The organism is Candidatus Neomarinimicrobiota bacterium (assembly GCA_016784545.1).
In the GTDB taxonomy this organism is placed as follows: domain Bacteria; phylum Fidelibacterota; class UBA8477; order UBA8477; family JABMPR01; genus JABMPR01.
Genome location: JADHUM010000005.1, coordinates 1 through 16,319 on the forward strand (window position 1 = coordinate 1; position 16,319 = coordinate 16,319).

At 43.1% G+C, this 16,319-nt stretch carries 14 protein-coding genes and 1 tRNA gene; 8 read left to right on the top strand and 7 right to left on the bottom strand.

Annotated features, from left to right (window positions below):
* Positions 1-190 precede the first annotated feature (190 nt).
* A complete protein-coding gene (locus ISR87_02010) occupies positions 191-526 on the bottom strand; it encodes an anti-sigma factor antagonist (protein MBL7024204.1) in 336 nt (111 codons plus the stop codon).
* Positions 527-759: 233 nt separating this feature from the next.
* Here ISR87_02010 and ISR87_02015 point away from each other — a divergent pair, with 233 nt between their 5' ends.
* The 3 genes from ISR87_02015 to add all read left to right on the top strand — a co-directional run bounded on the left by ISR87_02015 (position 760) and on the right by add (position 5,444).
* Entirely contained in the window at positions 760-2,415 is a 1,656-nt protein-coding gene (locus ISR87_02015) for a 1-acyl-sn-glycerol-3-phosphate acyltransferase (protein MBL7024205.1), read from the top strand.
* Positions 2,416-2,502: 87 nt separating this feature from the next.
* Positions 2,503-4,389 carry an oligopeptide transporter, OPT family gene (locus ISR87_02020; protein MBL7024206.1) on the top strand — a complete coding sequence of 629 codons (1,887 nt, stop codon included), beginning with the start codon at positions 2,503-2,505 and terminating at the stop codon, positions 4,387-4,389.
* The gene (gene add / locus ISR87_02025) at positions 4,389-5,444 is read left to right on the top strand and encodes an adenosine deaminase (protein ID MBL7024207.1); all 1,056 of its coding nucleotides are present in this window, start codon (positions 4,389-4,391) and stop codon (positions 5,442-5,444) included. The genes ISR87_02020 and add overlap by 1 nt, the downstream gene beginning before the upstream one ends.
* Before the next feature lie 11 nt (positions 5,445-5,455).
* Here add and ISR87_02030 read toward each other — a convergent pair whose 3' ends face one another.
* From ISR87_02030 to mltG, 6 genes are all read right to left on the bottom strand, one after another.
* Positions 5,456-5,647, bottom strand: a complete 192-nt coding sequence (locus ISR87_02030) for a hypothetical protein (GenBank protein MBL7024208.1) — start codon at positions 5,645-5,647, stop codon at positions 5,456-5,458.
* The gene (gene feoB, locus ISR87_02035; GenBank protein MBL7024209.1) at positions 5,635-7,908 is read right to left on the bottom strand and encodes a ferrous iron transport protein B; all 2,274 of its coding nucleotides are present in this window, start codon (positions 7,906-7,908) and stop codon (positions 5,635-5,637) included. Before feoB ends, ISR87_02030 begins: the two co-directional genes overlap by 13 nt.
* A gap of 1 nt (position 7,909) precedes the next feature.
* Positions 7,910-8,191 carry a ferrous iron transport protein A gene (locus ISR87_02040; protein MBL7024210.1) on the bottom strand — a complete coding sequence of 94 codons (282 nt, stop codon included), beginning with the start codon at positions 8,189-8,191 and terminating at the stop codon, positions 7,910-7,912.
* A 50-nt stretch (positions 8,192-8,241) separates the two neighbouring features.
* A complete protein-coding gene (locus ISR87_02045) occupies positions 8,242-8,682 on the bottom strand; it encodes a transcriptional repressor (GenBank protein ID MBL7024211.1) in 441 nt (146 codons plus the stop codon).
* A gap of 172 nt (positions 8,683-8,854) precedes the next feature.
* Positions 8,855-11,083 carry a UvrD-helicase domain-containing protein gene (locus ISR87_02050; protein MBL7024212.1) on the bottom strand — a complete coding sequence of 743 codons (2,229 nt, stop codon included), beginning with the start codon at positions 11,081-11,083 and terminating at the stop codon, positions 8,855-8,857.
* Positions 11,080-12,102 (bottom strand): endolytic transglycosylase MltG, encoded by a 1,023-nt coding sequence (gene mltG, locus ISR87_02055; protein ID MBL7024213.1) that lies wholly within the window; start codon positions 12,100-12,102, stop codon positions 11,080-11,082. The genes ISR87_02050 and mltG overlap by 4 nt, the downstream gene beginning before the upstream one ends.
* Before the next feature lie 129 nt (positions 12,103-12,231).
* Between mltG and ISR87_02060 the strand changes: the two genes are divergently transcribed.
* The 5 genes from ISR87_02060 to ISR87_02080 all read left to right on the top strand — a co-directional run bounded on the left by ISR87_02060 (position 12,232) and on the right by ISR87_02080 (position 16,314).
* The gene (locus ISR87_02060; protein MBL7024214.1) at positions 12,232-12,462 is read left to right on the top strand and encodes a DUF3098 domain-containing protein; all 231 of its coding nucleotides are present in this window, start codon (positions 12,232-12,234) and stop codon (positions 12,460-12,462) included.
* Positions 12,463-12,575: 113 nt separating this feature from the next.
* Positions 12,576-12,650: transfer RNA gene (locus ISR87_02065), tRNA-Asp, on the top strand.
* Between the two features lie 301 nt (positions 12,651-12,951).
* On the top strand, positions 12,952-14,469 hold the full coding sequence (locus ISR87_02070; GenBank protein MBL7024215.1) for a glycosyltransferase family 39 protein: 1,518 nt from the start codon (positions 12,952-12,954) through the stop codon (positions 14,467-14,469).
* On the top strand, positions 14,459-15,598 hold the full coding sequence (gene glf, locus ISR87_02075) for a UDP-galactopyranose mutase (protein ID MBL7024216.1): 1,140 nt from the start codon (positions 14,459-14,461) through the stop codon (positions 15,596-15,598). Before ISR87_02070 ends, glf begins: the two co-directional genes overlap by 11 nt.
* Positions 15,595-16,314: a glycosyltransferase family 2 protein gene (locus ISR87_02080; protein MBL7024217.1), complete on the top strand. Its 720-nt coding sequence runs from the start codon at positions 15,595-15,597 to the stop codon at positions 16,312-16,314. Before glf ends, ISR87_02080 begins: the two co-directional genes overlap by 4 nt.
* The last annotated feature ends 5 nt before the right edge of the window (positions 16,315-16,319 follow it).

A 16,319-nucleotide genomic window follows, 5' to 3' on the forward strand; every position in this document is an offset into this window, starting at 1 on the left:
TCCTCAGTTCGGAGATTTGCCTTAAGCTTCCTTCAGATTCGCAGTCACCCACGACACCCTTGCTCTCGACTAGTGGTTGGAAACTACAATCCTCCACAGTGGACTTGCACCACCTAGTTATTAACCATGCACGGCACACACCAAAAAAAAGCGACCACGGTCGCTTTTTTTTATCCATAAACTTGTAAGTCTATTTTTTTAGTGCGGTCTCTTCGTCATCAACAATAGTGAACACATCATCCAGCTTGGATATTTTGATGAGAGAGGCAATTTTTGCCTGCGGTTTAACCAGAAAGCATTCACCGCCTTTAATTGTTGCCTGGCGTTTCGCAAATAGCAATCCACCCAGACCGGTACTGTCAACCATTCTGACATTTTCCATGTTGATAATGATATTTTTGAAGTCCGATTCTGCAATGGCCATAAAAATGTCACGCTTAAAGGCCTTTACTCCACGGATATCAAAGGTTGTATTCTGGACTCTCACGATGAGAGTATCATTTTTAAATTCTGTCTCAAATTTCATTTGATGGGATTCCCACTTGCACAAAAATATTTAGTGCTTTTCACTCTATTCGACGTCTTTAAACCACAAAGACCAGTTCCGAGTTCAATAACGCAAGCCCGAATATATTCGATGTCCATTATGAGGGCAAGGTCATAACCAGTGTAATCTGAAATAAATTCCTAAGCTTTATTCTATAACAGGGGTCTAGAATTTCTATTAAAATGCTGGCTGTGAAAAATGGACTAAAGATATTGCGCAACTTCTTGGGATTGGTCATTAAATTGTCCATACTTCCCCTTGTTCTATACACCTCAACTGTATCATTACCCCATCATACTGCGGGACCTGTGAGTTTCTGGCTGGGTACACTTTTAATTTTAATCGGTTTACATGGAATGATGCTTGCCGATCTTTTAATTCTAAGATTTGGAAATGGCAATCTTCACTTCTCTACAAAAATATCCCGTTTGGTAGATGTGGGCTTTTATGCCAGAACCCGACATCCATTTACCTGGTTTTTCTCCATCTATCAAGCTGGAGTTTTTCTCATATTCATAGGACTTACCTGGCAAACCTTGATCCTGTCCCTGATTTTTCCTTTGATTTACTTTTTATGGCTCCTGATGTATCAAGAGCCTCTTCTTTCCCGATCCCTGGGTGAATCTTATCTGGTGTATAAAAAGAATACACCATTCTGGTATTGGAAAGTAAAGGTCGCAGATAATCTCCAGGTAGGTTTTCGGCCACAACTTGTATGGCTCATTGGCATGCTATTTATTCGCTTCTGGTACAGAATTAAGGTAGAGGGTACTGAAAACATTCCTCATAACCGACCATTTCTCGTTGTATCCAATCATGAATGCTATCTGGATCCATTTCTATTTGCCATTTTCATACCTTACGAGATAAAATTTGTGACCACGGCTGACGTTTTCACAACACCTCTGATGCGTTTTTTACTCAAAGGGACTGGCAGCTTTCCAATGCATAGACATAAGCAGGACTTAACATCTATTCGCACCATGATTAGGATGATAAGCAAGGGGCAGGTTGTTTGTATTTTCCCCGAGGGGGGTAGATCTCTTGATGGCTCTCCCCTGCCAATCCTCAAAGAAACTCTAAAACTTATTCAACACTGTAAAGTACCCATTTTACCAGTTCATCTTGATGGGGCCTATGAAATATGGCCCAGGTGGGCACCAAATCGCAGACGGGGAAAGGTCAGAGTTTCCTTCAAGCCCATTATTCCACTTGAGGCTCAGTCTGATTTGAATGAATTAGAGAATCAAATAAAAGCCAACATCTTTGCAGAGGAAAAAATCTTTCGCAGGGTAAAAAGCAGGACAATTACTCGTGGGATGGAACATTTATTATGGGCCTGTATTAAATGTCGTACGCGCAATTCAATCGAGGTAACTTCTGGCCAAAACCTCAGGTGCAATAGCTGTGGTACGGAGTGGCAGGTGGCTGATGATTATACATTTAACACTTCCACCGAAACCCAGCCTCTCTCCAGCATTCAATGGATTAAACAGATCGAAGCGGATATTTTAGGATATCCCCTCAATCTTGATCTTCCTTTTACCCTTGAGAAGGATGAAATTATTCAGCTTCATACTCCAATTGTAAAATATGAAAGTGAAGAAGCTGTACTTGAGGGTAATGACCTGAGCTTAACGCTCTCAAACCAGAGAGTCGTACTGTCTGACAAACAGAATCAAATCCAGTCCTGGTCCCTGGCAAATATCACAATATTCACCATGGATTACTTCAATGCAGTTTCTATTGGGGTAGGAGGTATAAGACACAGCTTTAAACTTCCCCCGCGAGAAATCAGCCTCAAGTGGCAAACTTATTTTGATACACTAAGGGCCGAATTTTCGAACAATGTTGCCAATTCAGTCTGATATTCCCTTAATCATTCGAAATAAATAGCACTTTCCCCCTTTTTAATCTCCCTTATCTTTGCGGTCACATCAAGATAAGAAAGGGATATCGTGAGTAAGCCATTACCTGAAATTACAGTTAAAGCAGTTTTCCTCGGCATAATACTATCCATGGTCCTGGCTGGCGCCAATGCCTACCTGGGTCTTTTCGCTGGCATGACAGCCTCCGCTTCTATTCCAGCAGCTGTGATCAGTATGGGTGTTTTGAGTTTATTCAAAAATCATAATATTCTTGAAGATAACATTGTCCAAACCGCCGCCTCTGCAGGTGAGTCCCTTGCAGCTGGTGTCATCTTCACTATCCCTGCTCTACTGCTCATGGGCTATTGGGAAACTTTCAATTATTTGGAGGTTGCTAAAATCGCCAGTGTGGGTGGATTAATTGGTGTCTTATTCACTATCCCGCTACGGCGCGCCCTCATCGTGGAAGCCAAACTGACTTATCCTGAAGGGGTGGCCACGGCAGCAGTGCTTGAGGCTGGGAATGCTAAAAGTGGAAGCGCTGAGGATGAGGTTCAGGGGGGGCTACGATTGCTCACCATGGCCAGTGTAACTGCCGCACTTATGAAATTGGGGCAACAAGGATTCGCTTTGTGGCATTCTGCCCTGGAAGGGGCCACTCATTTAGGACGTTCAGTTTTCGGTTTTGGAATGGATTTGTCACCAGCCTTGATTTCCGTAGGATACATCGTCGGTAGAAATATTAGTATACTTGTATTTTCAGGGGGGCTCATCTCGTGGTTCTTTGCAATTCCTATTTACACTGCTATTCATGGCTACGAAGGCAACGCTCTGGACGCTGCAAACACCATATGGGATACAGAAATCCGATATCTTGGTGTAGGTGCTATGGTCGTTGGTGGGATTTGGTCCTTAATCAAGCTCTTCAAGCCCCTCATGATTGGAATACAGGCAAGTTTAAGAGCTTACAGTAAAGTTCAGAGTGGTGAAGTCGTGCCGCGAGAAGAACAAGACATTCCCATTAAATATGTGGGGATTGCACTGCTCGTACTTATGATTCCCGTCTTTATTATTTATAATGATATTCTTCCTACCCCCCAGCTGGCTGTTTTAATAACCATCATCATGATGGTCTTTGGCTTTTTCTTCTCAGCTGTAGCTGCCTACATGGCAGGTGTGGTGGGTTCATCAAATAACCCCATTTCAGGAGTTACGGTAGCCACTGTCCTTTTTGCTTCACTCCTGCTCCTGGCTATTCTGGGTGCAGGATCTCTGCAAGGGGCCGCAGCGGCCATTATGGTCGGCGCCGTCGTCTGTAATGCGGCTGCCATTGGAGGTGACAACCTTCAGGATTTAAAAACTGGACATATCGTTGGTGCAACACCGTGGAAGCAGCAAATAATGCAGGTCATTGGGGTTTTAAGCGCAGCTATAGTACTTGGGCTTGTGTTGGACATTCTGCACACGGCATATACCATTGGCTCCCCCACCCTTTCGGCACCTCAAGCCACCTTAATGAAGGCTGTGGCAGAGGGTGTTTTTCAGGGGAATTTACCCTGGGATATGGTAATCATGGGCGCCATCATTGGTGTCATTATCATTGCCCTTGATATTCGCCAAGAACGCAAGGGCTCCGAATTTAGAATTCCAATTCTGGCTGTGGCCGTGGGTATATACCTGCCCATTTCCCTGACTACGCCTATTTTCATCGGAGGAATGTTAGCTCATTTTGGTGACAAGATGGGTGCATCTGATGCTACGAGGAAAAAGGGTTTACTACTGGCAGCTGGAATGATCACTGGCGAAGCCATTATGGGTATTCTGGTAGCATTGCCAATCTTCCTAACTGCCGATAAAGATTGGTGGCCCAACTATGGTGGTTTTGGCTGGCTTGGACCTATCCTTGTGATTGCCATCGCCATCTGGTTCCTCACTACCTTAAAAACTGATAGAACACAAGTCGGAGAAAATTGATGAAACCGGTTCGAAGAGATTTCTTAATTGAGCTTCCCAAGCCAGAACTTCACTGTCACCTTGATGGCTCCCTGAGATTGGAAACCATGCTGGATTTGGCTCAGAAAGATAAGGTTGAATTACCTGCCAAAGATCTGGATGGTCTTAAAAAGGCAGTGGTTGTCCAAAACCGAGTCAAGAGTCTGGAAGAGTACATTGAAAAATTCCAATTTACCCTGGCCGTCCTCCAAACCCCTGAGGCATTGGAACGTGCTGCTTTTGAGCTGGCCGAAGATGCAGCAGCTGAGAATGTGCGACATCTGGAAGTGAGATACTCCCCTATTCTGCACAAAGACAAGGGTATGACCCCCATGGAATCACTGGATGCAGTAATCAAGGGTCTACGGGATGCTGAACATGAATTCAATATCAGTACCGGGGTCATCATTTGTGGAATCAGGAATTTTTCTATTGAATCATCTATTGAGCTCGCAGAACTCGCCATCGCCTATAAGTACAGGGGTGTTGTGGGATACGACCTTGCTGGGGCAGAAGAAAATTTTCCTGCAAAGGATCATCTTGAAGCCTTCTATCTGATTCGCAATAACAATGTTAACGTAACCCTCCATGCAGGAGAAGCCTACGGGCCCCAGTCAATCCATCAGGCCATCCACTATTGTGGAGCAAATCGTATTGGACATGGTACCCGTCTGAGAGAAGATGGTGACCTTATGAATTACATTAATGACCACCGTATTTGTCTTGAAGTTTGTCTTACCTCAAACTTTCAAACTGGCACTATTGGCAAAGTTGGTAATCATCCCCTCAAGTTTTACCATGACTACGGTTTGAGACTGAGTTTGAATACGGACAATAGGCTCATTAGCGGTGTTACATTGGTAGATGAGTATATGCTGGCCCACAAAACCTTTAATTTCAATATGGAAGATTTTAAGGATTTTATTATCAGCGGATTTAAAAGCGCTTTTCTTGAGCACCGAGAACGTACAAAATTAATCAAGGAAGTTGCCCATCAGATAGATGATTATCTAGGGATGGGAGCGCATAAGTACTAAGCTGATTAGCTTTATTTATTTTTTCTGAGCAATCCCAGGGATGGATTTTCGGGAATATCATCATGGCAGCCAGAATTACAGCCTGAGCAACTGACAGACTCGCCTTTGGGAGCTTTCCCCAGATTATAGAAATACTTCACAGTAAACCATATGGCGATGCCAACAGCCAAAGTCACCATTAACAAGTCAATCAACTGAGCCAATTAAACATCCCCCCAAAATAAGTTACAGCAAAGGCCAGTGTGTATGCCAGCCCCAGTGAATATGCAATTGAAAATAAGGTATATGCCCAGGTGCCGGTTTCTCGTTTAATAGCTGCTACCGTTGCCAGACAGGGCGTATAGAGTAACGTGAATACCAGAAAGCTCAGTGCAACAAGGGGTGTCATTCCAGAGGACCTTAGACCACTGATCACTCCCTGGCTGCCTTCATCAACATCCTCACCAACACCGAGCAGGACACCATAGGTCGAAACAACAATTTCTTTGGCAACAAAACCTGTAATAAGGGCCACGCTTTCCCGCCAGGTAAATCCAAGAGGTCGGACAATAGGCTCAAATATTTTCCCAACGCGTCCTATCCATTTTTGCTCAGTAATATCCCCAATCTCCTCTTGGCGAAGCTTGTTGAGTTCCTTGGTTTCCTCGCTAGCTAACGCTTCCTGCAATAGCTGGAATTGACGATGAAGTTCCTGATAACTTGCGCTGGCTGAATAGTCCACCATCTCAGAATGGTATGCTCGTCGGTCCTTTAAAACTGATTTTTTGAATTTTGATCCCAGGTCGATCAATTGGAAATCATAATTTTGGGTCAGTGTCATTCTTTCTTTCTGATAATCTCTTTCCAACTCAACTTCTCTAGGGAAGTATCCCAGAACCCAGATAATAACAGATCCAACCAGAATGACAGTACCCATTTTCTGGATAAACAGATAGCCTCGTTCCCAGGTATGCAGGATAAGCGACCGCAGCGTCGGACGCTGATAGGGTGGCAACTCCAGTACAAAGGGTTTAGACATGCCCTTCAGAATGGTTCGGCTGAAAAGCTTGCCACTGGCTATAGCTGCGACAATGCCCAATATATACATGGAAAAAATTACCGTCGCAGCGTTATCAGGAAAAAAGGCCCCAGCTACAAGGACATAAACCGGCAATCTTGCAGAACAACTCATAAAGGGGTTGATAAGGACTGTGAGAATTCTATCTCGTCGTGACTCCAGGATGCGGGTTCCCATAATCGCTGGGACATTACAACCAAACCCCATGATCATGGGGATGAATGCTTTCCCGTGAAGCCCAATATTGTGCATGACCCTATCCATGATAAAAGCAACCCTGGCCATGTACCCTGAATCTTCCAGTACAGCTATAATGAAAAAGAGTATAAAAATGTTAGGTAAGAATACAGCGATGGCACCAACGCCACCGATGACACCATCCACCAGTAAACTGGCAAACATACTTTCTGGCATGAGGCCGGAAATAAAATTCATGAGCCATACAAGACCAGAGTCGATCCAGTCCATGGGAATCGACCCCAGATCATAGGTCAGTTTGAACATGAGCCACATGAAAAGACCAAAAATAGGCAAACCTAACCAGCGATTGGTGATCACCCTATCTATCTGGCGGCTATAATCCGCAGTAGCGATGATGCTTTCGACCACGCACTCACGCAGTGCACCTTGAATAAACCCATAGCGCGCATGGGAAATAATTGCCCTCCCAGTATCTTTGAATAATACCTCAATCCTGTCAATGGAGACCCTGGCCTGATCGAGAATGTCAGTTCCATTAGGATGGAGCCGAACTTCATCACGCGTTTGCTTATCCGATTCCAACAGTTTGATACTGGTCCATCGGCTATGCTTATCAGTAACATTATTTTTTTGAATCAGAGGAGTGAGCTTTTGAATTTCTAATTCGATATCTCTGGGGTAGCTAATGTCAATGAGGCGAGACTTCATGGATATTTCAGTACATACCCGTAAAATTTTCTCCTTGAGGAGGTCAATACCCTCACCTGTGCGCCCAACTACAGGAACCACTGGGGCACCTAAAAGGATTGCCAGCGTATCGGCATCTATTTGCAGACCTTTCTCATGTGCCATATCCATCATATTGAGAACAATGACCAGGGGTTTGCCCAATTCTATAAGTTGAGTTGTGAGAAAGAGATTACGCTCGAGGTTGGAGGCATCAATTATATTTACAACGACTTGAGCTTCATCTTGTTCAAGGTAGTGGCGAACCACAGTTTCCTCGGCCGAGAAAGCCGCTAAAGAGTATGTACCAGGGAGATCAATAACATCAAATTTGAGGTCTGAATAGTTATAGTGTCCTGATTTTTTCTCAACTGTCACACCAGGCCAATTGCCGACCCGCTGCCTTGCGCCTGTCAGTGCATTAAAGATCGTGGTTTTACCACAGTTGGGATTGCCAGCTATTGCAATGTTAAAATTCATCCTAGGCTATCCGCTTGACACTGATTTTTTGTGCATCCATACCTCGCAGAGAAAGGTGATATCCTTTTACGATGAGTTCCATTGGATCACGGAGGGGTGCGTATTTATCAACACATATTTCAGCGTCACGGGTAATACCCATTTCAATCAGACGATGTCGGAAATTTTCACTCCCCCCAATTTCAACAATGCGACCCCTTTCACCGGGTTTTAAATCGCTGAGTCGTAAATCATTTTCATCTGAGATAGGCAGCCTGTGACGGGGTTTCTTAAAATTAAACATTGCAGGTTTCCAGCATGTTACATACTTACCACTCTATGATAATACTTCATTTAACTGGTTTTCTTGCAATCAGAGCAGGTTCCAAAAATGTGCATGGTATGCGTTGAGGGTGTAAAATCATTTTCTTCACAAACAGATAGCTGCTGAGCTTCCATTTCCAGATTAAAAAACTCTATGACCTTGCCACACCCCTCACAGATGAGATGATCATGGTGCTCATCTTCACCCTTGCTGCGTTCAAATCGCATGCGTCCGTCCCCAAAATCCAACCTGGTGACCAGACTTTGATCAACCAGAGCTTCAAGGGAACGATATACTGTTGCTCGACTAACATTTTTTTGTTTCTTGATAAGCTCAAGATAAATCTCTTCGGCATCAAAATGTTCGTGAGTTGCGTCTAGTAATTTTAACAGAGCAATGCGTTGAGTTGTCGCTTTGAGTTCATGCTCCCGGAGCACTTGCTTTAATTCTTGATTTTTTGCTGCAGACATGATCCATTCTCCTCTCATTTTGAAAATAAGAATGAATCTCATCTACACAAGTGCAAATAAGTCTCATTTAGATTTAAAGTGTGAGTAATGTTGTATCAGGGAGCTGTTATGCCCCCTGGAATGTAGAATAAATCTATGTAGTTAGTATTTTAGGAATAATGAGACAAAAAAATTAATCGGTAACATCAAGATTGGCAAACTTGGCAATCAACTTCTTTTTAACGTTGCCCTGGAACATCACTGTGACTTTAGCTTCTGGACCCGTACCATCAACAACAAGAATTTTTCCCTTCCCAAAGATCTTGTGACCAACTTGCATCCCAGCCACATAGACCCCCGGTTCATGCTGATTCAGGGTTCCCATCGCCCGACGCATACCAGTTGTCTGTTTTGGCGCAGGTTTTGTGGGTTTGGTTCGAGTCACTTTTACTCCAGGTTTCTTGCGATATTCCTCTCGGGTAAAATCGCTGATACTTCTTGTTGAATAGTCTAATAAATGAGCTGGTATTTCTTCGAGAAATCGTGAGGGACGGCTATACATCGTCTCACCATATCGCTGCCTCATTTGAGCACCACTTAAATATGCACGTTCCATGGCTCGTGTCAAGCCTACATAAAAAAGTCTTCGTTCTTCTTCAAGAGCTTCATTGTCATCAATTGAGCGCTGTAATGGAAAGAGTCCATCTTCCATTCCTGTCAAAAATACTACAGGAAATTCAAGTCCCTTGGCACTATGCAGCGTCATCAGAGTGACCTGTTGTTTATCTTGATTAAACTTGTCAATATCGGTGAGAAGAGCGACTTCTTCCATATAGCCTGTCAAATTTGGTTCTTCCGCTCGCTGAGCATATTCAGAAATAGCTGATAGCAATTCGTAAATATTATCTGCACGAATGTCACTCTCTGCCGTCCCCTCCTCTTTGTATTGCCTCACAATTCCAAGCTCATCCACAAAAACACGAGCCCACTCTTCCAGATTCAACTCTTTGAGTAAACCAGAATACTTCCCAATCAACTGGACGAACTCTATGACCTTGTTAAATGCTCTTGAGGTCAAGCCGTATTCCTGGGCACGGGTAGCAGCGCTAAAAAGTGAAATACCCTGATTGACGGCAAAGGCATTGATGGCATCCTGGCTCGTTTTCCCTATGCCTCGGGTGGGTTTGTTGATAATCCTCATGAAACTGACATTATCCAAAGGGTTTACTATGAGTCTGAAATATCCCAGGATATCCTTCACTTCCATGCGGTCATAAAATTTGGTACCTCCAATGATCTGATAGGGAACCCCATTTCTGCGCAATACATCTTCAAGTGGGCGGGATTGAGCATTGGTGCGATAGAGCAGGGCAATATCCTGAAAACCATGTTTATTGCGACGACAAACTGATTGGATCTCATCAACAATCAAGCGCCCCTCATCCAGTTCATTTCGTCCTTCCAATACCTTGATGATATCGCCATCACCACTTTCAGTGAATAATTCTTTTTCTGCTCTTTTTTCATTGAGCTTCACCACAGCAGAAGCCGCAGCCAGGATTGTTTTGGTGGATCGGTAGTTCTGCTCGAGCTTAAAAATCTGTGCGCCGGGAAAATGTTGTTGAAAATCAAGAATATTTCCAATATCTGCTCCGCGCCAACCATAAATGGATTGATCATCATCACCCACAACACATAAATTTTTGTGCTCATGACTGAGGGCCTCGACAAACAAGAATTGTGCTTTGTTTGTATCCTGGTACTCATCCACCATGATGAATTTGAATTGATCTTGATATTTTTTCAGGATATGTGGGTTCTTCTCAAATAATTCCAAAGGCTTCAAAAGAAGATCATCAAAATCCATGGCGCTGCTATTTTTGAGCTCGGATTGATACATCCCATAGATTTTTGCAACGGTATCGTCAAAAGTAGACATCGCCAAATCAGTTGCCTCAGGCGGAAATATCATTTGCGATTTGAATTGCTTGATATTGTAGAACACAGAATTGGGTTTGATGACATCAGTTGAGATTTGAAGGTCTTTCATGATCTTTTTGACCACTTTCTGACCATCCTCATCATCATAAATGCTAAAACTCTGCTCATACCCGATATAGAGTGCTTCTCGCCTAAGAATTCTGGCGCAAATGGAGTGGAAAGTACCCATGTTGACATAGGACCGCTCTTCACCGAGCATACGTTTTATGCGTTCACGCATTTCCCCAGCGGCTTTATTGGTGAAGGTAACGGACAGAATTTCATGGGGCTGGGCAGTCCCACTATATATCATATTGGCTATACGATGGGTCAGCACGCGGGTTTTTCCACTACCGGCACCAGCGAAAATAAGGACCGGACCTTCCAGGGCTTCAACTGCAGCTTGTTGTTGAGGATTTAGTCCAGCCAGGACATTGTTCATCTGTTGGATCTCCGGCGTTGATAGCGATTCACTTTATTATTGTGTTCGCGAAGCGTTTTAGAAAAATCGTGAGCACCAGTGCCATCATTTTTTCCGACAAAATATAAAAAATCAGTTGTTTCAGGGTTGAGTGCCGCAGTGATGCTGGCCAATCCAGGATTGGCAATAGGACCAGGGGGAAGCCCACGCTTCAAATAACTATTGTAGGGATCATTGATTAAAAAATGTTTCCGCTGAAGGTTCCCATTCCATTCTCCCCGTCGCACCAGCATATAAATCACCGTTGGATCACAACCCAGAAGCATATTTTTCTGAATTCGATTGTGATAGACTGAGGAAACCAAGCGGCGCTCATCTTCTCTGGCAGTTTCTTTCTCAACTAGTGAGGCAAACGTAATCAGCCGTTGAAGGTCAAACCCCATGCTGTTTGCCTTTTCAAGCATTTCTGGTTGAATACTATCCTTAAAGTGCCTGACCATTTTTGCAAGCACCATAAATTCATCGCTATTTTCAAGAAATCGATAGGTCTCAGGAAAAAGAGTACCTTCCAGATGGGAAAAACCATGCCCTGCTATGCTGATCAAGGTAGAATCTGTGAGAAGGTCCATCATTTTGAGCGAATCCAGATTTAACTGCCGACTCAGAAGTCCGATGATTTCATCTGAGCGCAACCCTTCTGGAATGGTAACCGTAATCTCAATTGCTTTTGCATGAGCCAGTGCTTCTATGGCCTCAGTATTGGAAAGACCTTTTTGAATGGAATAAGCCCCAGGGTAAATGGCTCGTGTTCGATTAAGTAATTTTGCTGCGACCTTGAACGATTCTGGCGAGGAGATGATGTCAGCCTCATAGAGTTGCTGTGCAATGGAGCTCAATGAGCTTCCATCACGAATAATTATCTGGGCAAGTTCATTATCAGTTTTACCCGGTCTTGAATCAAAAATGATATACAGACTGGTGATGCCCGCCAGACTAAGAATAATAAGAGCTGTGAGAGCGTAGCGCAGAATCCTATTCAAGCACAATTTCCTTTCTAAAGTCTATCAATATAGAAGGGGTCATTTGTCATGTCAACGAGTGTAAATATTTAAACAATTAAATGATTTTTATTTGCGCACCTATTTGTCACCATCTATATTCGCCGCGCTATGATAAGTGAAGGTAAGAACGGCACCAAACACTGGCTCTCTGAGTTACCTTTTTCGCGAATAAACTATTTTCTTTTCATAGCAGGGCTTTTTGTCATTGTTCTTGGATATGTTTTGATGGGTACAGGTGAACTAAACAGTGTACAAGCGCTGTCGGTTTCACCCATTGTATTGCTCATCGGTTATCTGGTAATTATTCCAGTGTCAATCTTATACAGGAAAAAAGACTAAGCCATTTGAAATTTTTGGGATCGTAGTTTCCGTCTTCGCTCTCCGAGCTTCGCCGTGACAGGCAGCTTGGTTAAAGTGTGAAAGCGGTGTCCCCCACAAATTTTTGATACTTTGGGATCGTAGTTCAGCTTGGTTAGAACGCCGGCCTGTCAAGCCGGAGGTCGCCGGTTCGATCCCGGTCGGTCCCGCAATAAAATCCTGCCTCTGGTGGGATTTTTTGTTTTTAGCACGCTCACAACGAAACAACGATGTTACGAATTTTTTGAACCGCGAAGTGCGCAGAGAACGCAAAGGGTAGATTTTGATTGCAACCCCCAGCGGTAATCGCTTTGCTCCAAAGCGTTAAATCTATATAAAAAACCTGTCTGGCGTGTTTGGAGCCCATTGGCCATGTACCTATATTCCTGAGGTATCACTATTTTTTCACTGTCACATTGATATTTTAGATCGGTTTATTCGTTTTAAATATCTTTACCGGGAGAGCTCCACTTGGACAAGTATAGAAACCTCATTTCTGCACTTATTTTTATTTCTGCAATTGTTTTCATTTTTGCATCTACACTGCATTCTATGGATGAACCCCTGGAGAGAGATATAACAACCTATGGGTACATAGGCCATGCGCTTCTGAGTGGAGAAAGCTTATATACAGATCTATGGGATCACAAACCCCCTGGTATCCACATTACTTTTGCCCTGGCTGAACTTGTTTGGGGGTACGGACAGCAATCCATATCCTTTATATGGGCTTTGATTTCTATCTTATCAATATTCCAGATTTATCTCATACTGGACAAAATAACTGGCTGGCAAGCAGCTCTTGTTGGTGTGATTTATTATACATTAGCTTCAAACTCCATCTTTTTACAGGCAAATCAGCCCAACACGGAAATCTTCATAAATTATTTTACACTGATTGCAATTTGGGCTCTGGTGCAAACCCCCAATCCCAAGACCAGACATATTCACATCGCCGGGTGGGCAATGGGTATTGCAACCATGTTCAAGCCAGTTGCTGTTTTTGTATTGGCCCCCATGCTTGTTTATGTTCTGATCAGGAAATATGCTGTTGAGAAAGAGCTCAATTACAGATCTTTGCTATTCTCAAGCCTCATGCTTTTATACCCTGTCCCCTTGCTTTGGGGTTCAATGTTTGGATACGCTATTCTACAGGGCCGATTTCACGATTTCTGGGATATACTTATTGTGTACAATGGACAGTATGCAGGGAATTCAATTCGAAATATTTGGGCCTTTTTAACCCACCCCAATTTTTTATTTCCACAATCCCTCACTGGAATTTGGATCATGATTTTGCAGGGGTATGCCTGGTTATTTATCGGATCTCGCTCGAAAAGTGTGAAAGTTCCTCATTATTTCTTTGTACTCGTGACCATAGGAGTTCTTTTTGAAATAGGCAGCCTTGGAAAAAATTTCGCACACTATTTTCAAGTTTTAATTCCGATTTTCGTTCTGAATTCAAGTCTTCTTATTTATTATGTTTTTAATGAAATAAAGATCAGGAAATGGCCCCGTCTCATAATCGGATCGGTTCTGCTAGCGAGCACACTTGGTACGATGATAAATTTCCAAATTGATTTTTTTAAACTTAATCCCATTGAAGTGTCCCTAAAAAAATATAGTAGACAGTACCTGGATGCCCGCGAAATTGGTCATGAGATAAATGCTATTACATCTCCCGATGACCTGATTTACTATTGGGGTTCTGAGTCCGGTGTGTATTATTATAGTCAAAGAAAATCTGCCTCAGGTGTATTCTACAACCTTCCACTGAAGGACAAAAATAATGAACAAATAGAGGCTCTCAATTCACGGCTCCTTGCAGATTTGGAGGAAACGCCACCAGCTATTTTTATCTGGAACAGCAAGGAGGGTCCTATGGAGAAAAGTCACCTCTATGACTTTATCACTGAGAGCTATCATTTGCTTGGGAACCGCTCATACTTTCAGATCTATGTAAACGAACTGGAGAAATATGAGTTTTGAGAAATACAAATATGTGGTGGTTGGCAGCGGGTTTTTTGGTGCCGTTGTAGCTGAACGTATTGCCAACCAACTCGGTGAGCCAGTACTAGTGCTTGAAAAAAGAGACCATATTGGCGGCAATTGTTATTCCGTTGACCACCCCGAGACTGGTATCCACTACCATCGTTATGGCACTCATATATTTCATACCAGCAATAGAGATGTTTGGGATTACGTCAACAGGTTTACAGAATTTAATGGCTATTATCATCAGGTCCTTACCACCTATGAGAATAAGGTGTACCAGATGCCAATAAATTTGGAAACCATAAACAGCTTCTATGGAATAAATTTAAAACCATTTGAGGTTTCCAAGTTTATCAAAGCTGAAGTACACAAGTCAGGCATCACAAAACCACGAAATTTTGAGGAAAAAGCAATAAGTATGATGGGATTACCATTGTACGAAGCTTTTCTAAAGGGCTACACAACCAAACAATGGGGATGTGAGCCCAAAAGTCTACCAGTTTCTCTGCTAAATCGATTGCCTTTTCGGACAAATTATGATGAGAGTTACTTTTTCGACCCCTGGCAAGGAATTCCACTCAAGGGTTATTCATCAATATTTGATAAACTTTTGGCCAGCCCAAAGATACGGGTCGACGTGAATACAGATTTTTTTTCTGTCAGGCATAAACTGGACCGTGACACTCTTGTTGTGTACACTGGACCTATTGATAGACTTTTTGACTATCGACATGGTCATTTGGAATGGCGAACCCTTTTATTTGAGGAACAAGTCGTCGGTGTTCAGGATTTTCAGGGGACTTCAGTGATGAATTATGCTGAAGAAAGTATTCCCTACACCAGAATTCATGAGCCCAGGCATCTTCATCCTGAGAAAGTCTATTCTGAGAATCAGACCTTGACCATTAAAGAGTATTCGCATAGTGGCAATGGCGAAGATCCCTTCTACCCTGTGGGCGGAGAAACGAACCGTGCTATCTTGAAAAAGTACGAGGCAGAAGTTTCCAAACAGAGGAAGCTCCTGGTGGGCGGCCGCTTGGGAGACTACAAGTATTATGATATGGATAAGACCATCGCTGCTGCCTTGCGTACCTATAAACACATTCGAGATCAAGCAAAATGATTGACGAGCAGGTCGAAACACTTTCCGTCGTGATTCCAATCTTCAATGAAGCTGAAGTTATTTTAGATGTGATAAAATCCTGGGTCACATGCCTGGATGAGCTTGGTATCGGTTATACAATTCATGCCTACAATGACGGTTCCACCGACACGACTCTTGAGGTTTTGACTGAATTATCCACAAAGTATGAATCCTTAACCATTCATACTTCTAAAAACCAGGGCCATGGGCCAACGCTTTTAATGGGCTACAATCATTCCCTCTCAGAAACCTGGATTTTTCAAACAGATTCAGATGGTGAATTATCACCCGCCTACTTTAGTGACTTGTGGAGTCGTCGTCAGGAGTATGATTTCCTGATTGGAAGACGATCAGACCGATCTCAACCCCTTTCACGTAAACTCATTAGCCTTGTCTCTCGAGGTGTGATTCATCTATTCTACGGAAAAGGTGTCTGGGATGTCAACTCACCCTTCCGATTGATGAGAACTTCGGTTATGAGCCCAATTATTGCTAATATTCCAGCCAATACCTTTGCACCAAATCTCATCATTTCTGGAATGGTAAATTTGAAGAAGATTAAACACTCAGAAACCTTGATCCCCCATCAGTCAAGGCAAACAGGAGAAGTGTCAATCAAGAGGTTTAAATTGCTCCTTGTATCATTGAAATCTTTTTGGCAAACCATACACTTCAGGTTGTTTAGCGATATATAAACCTT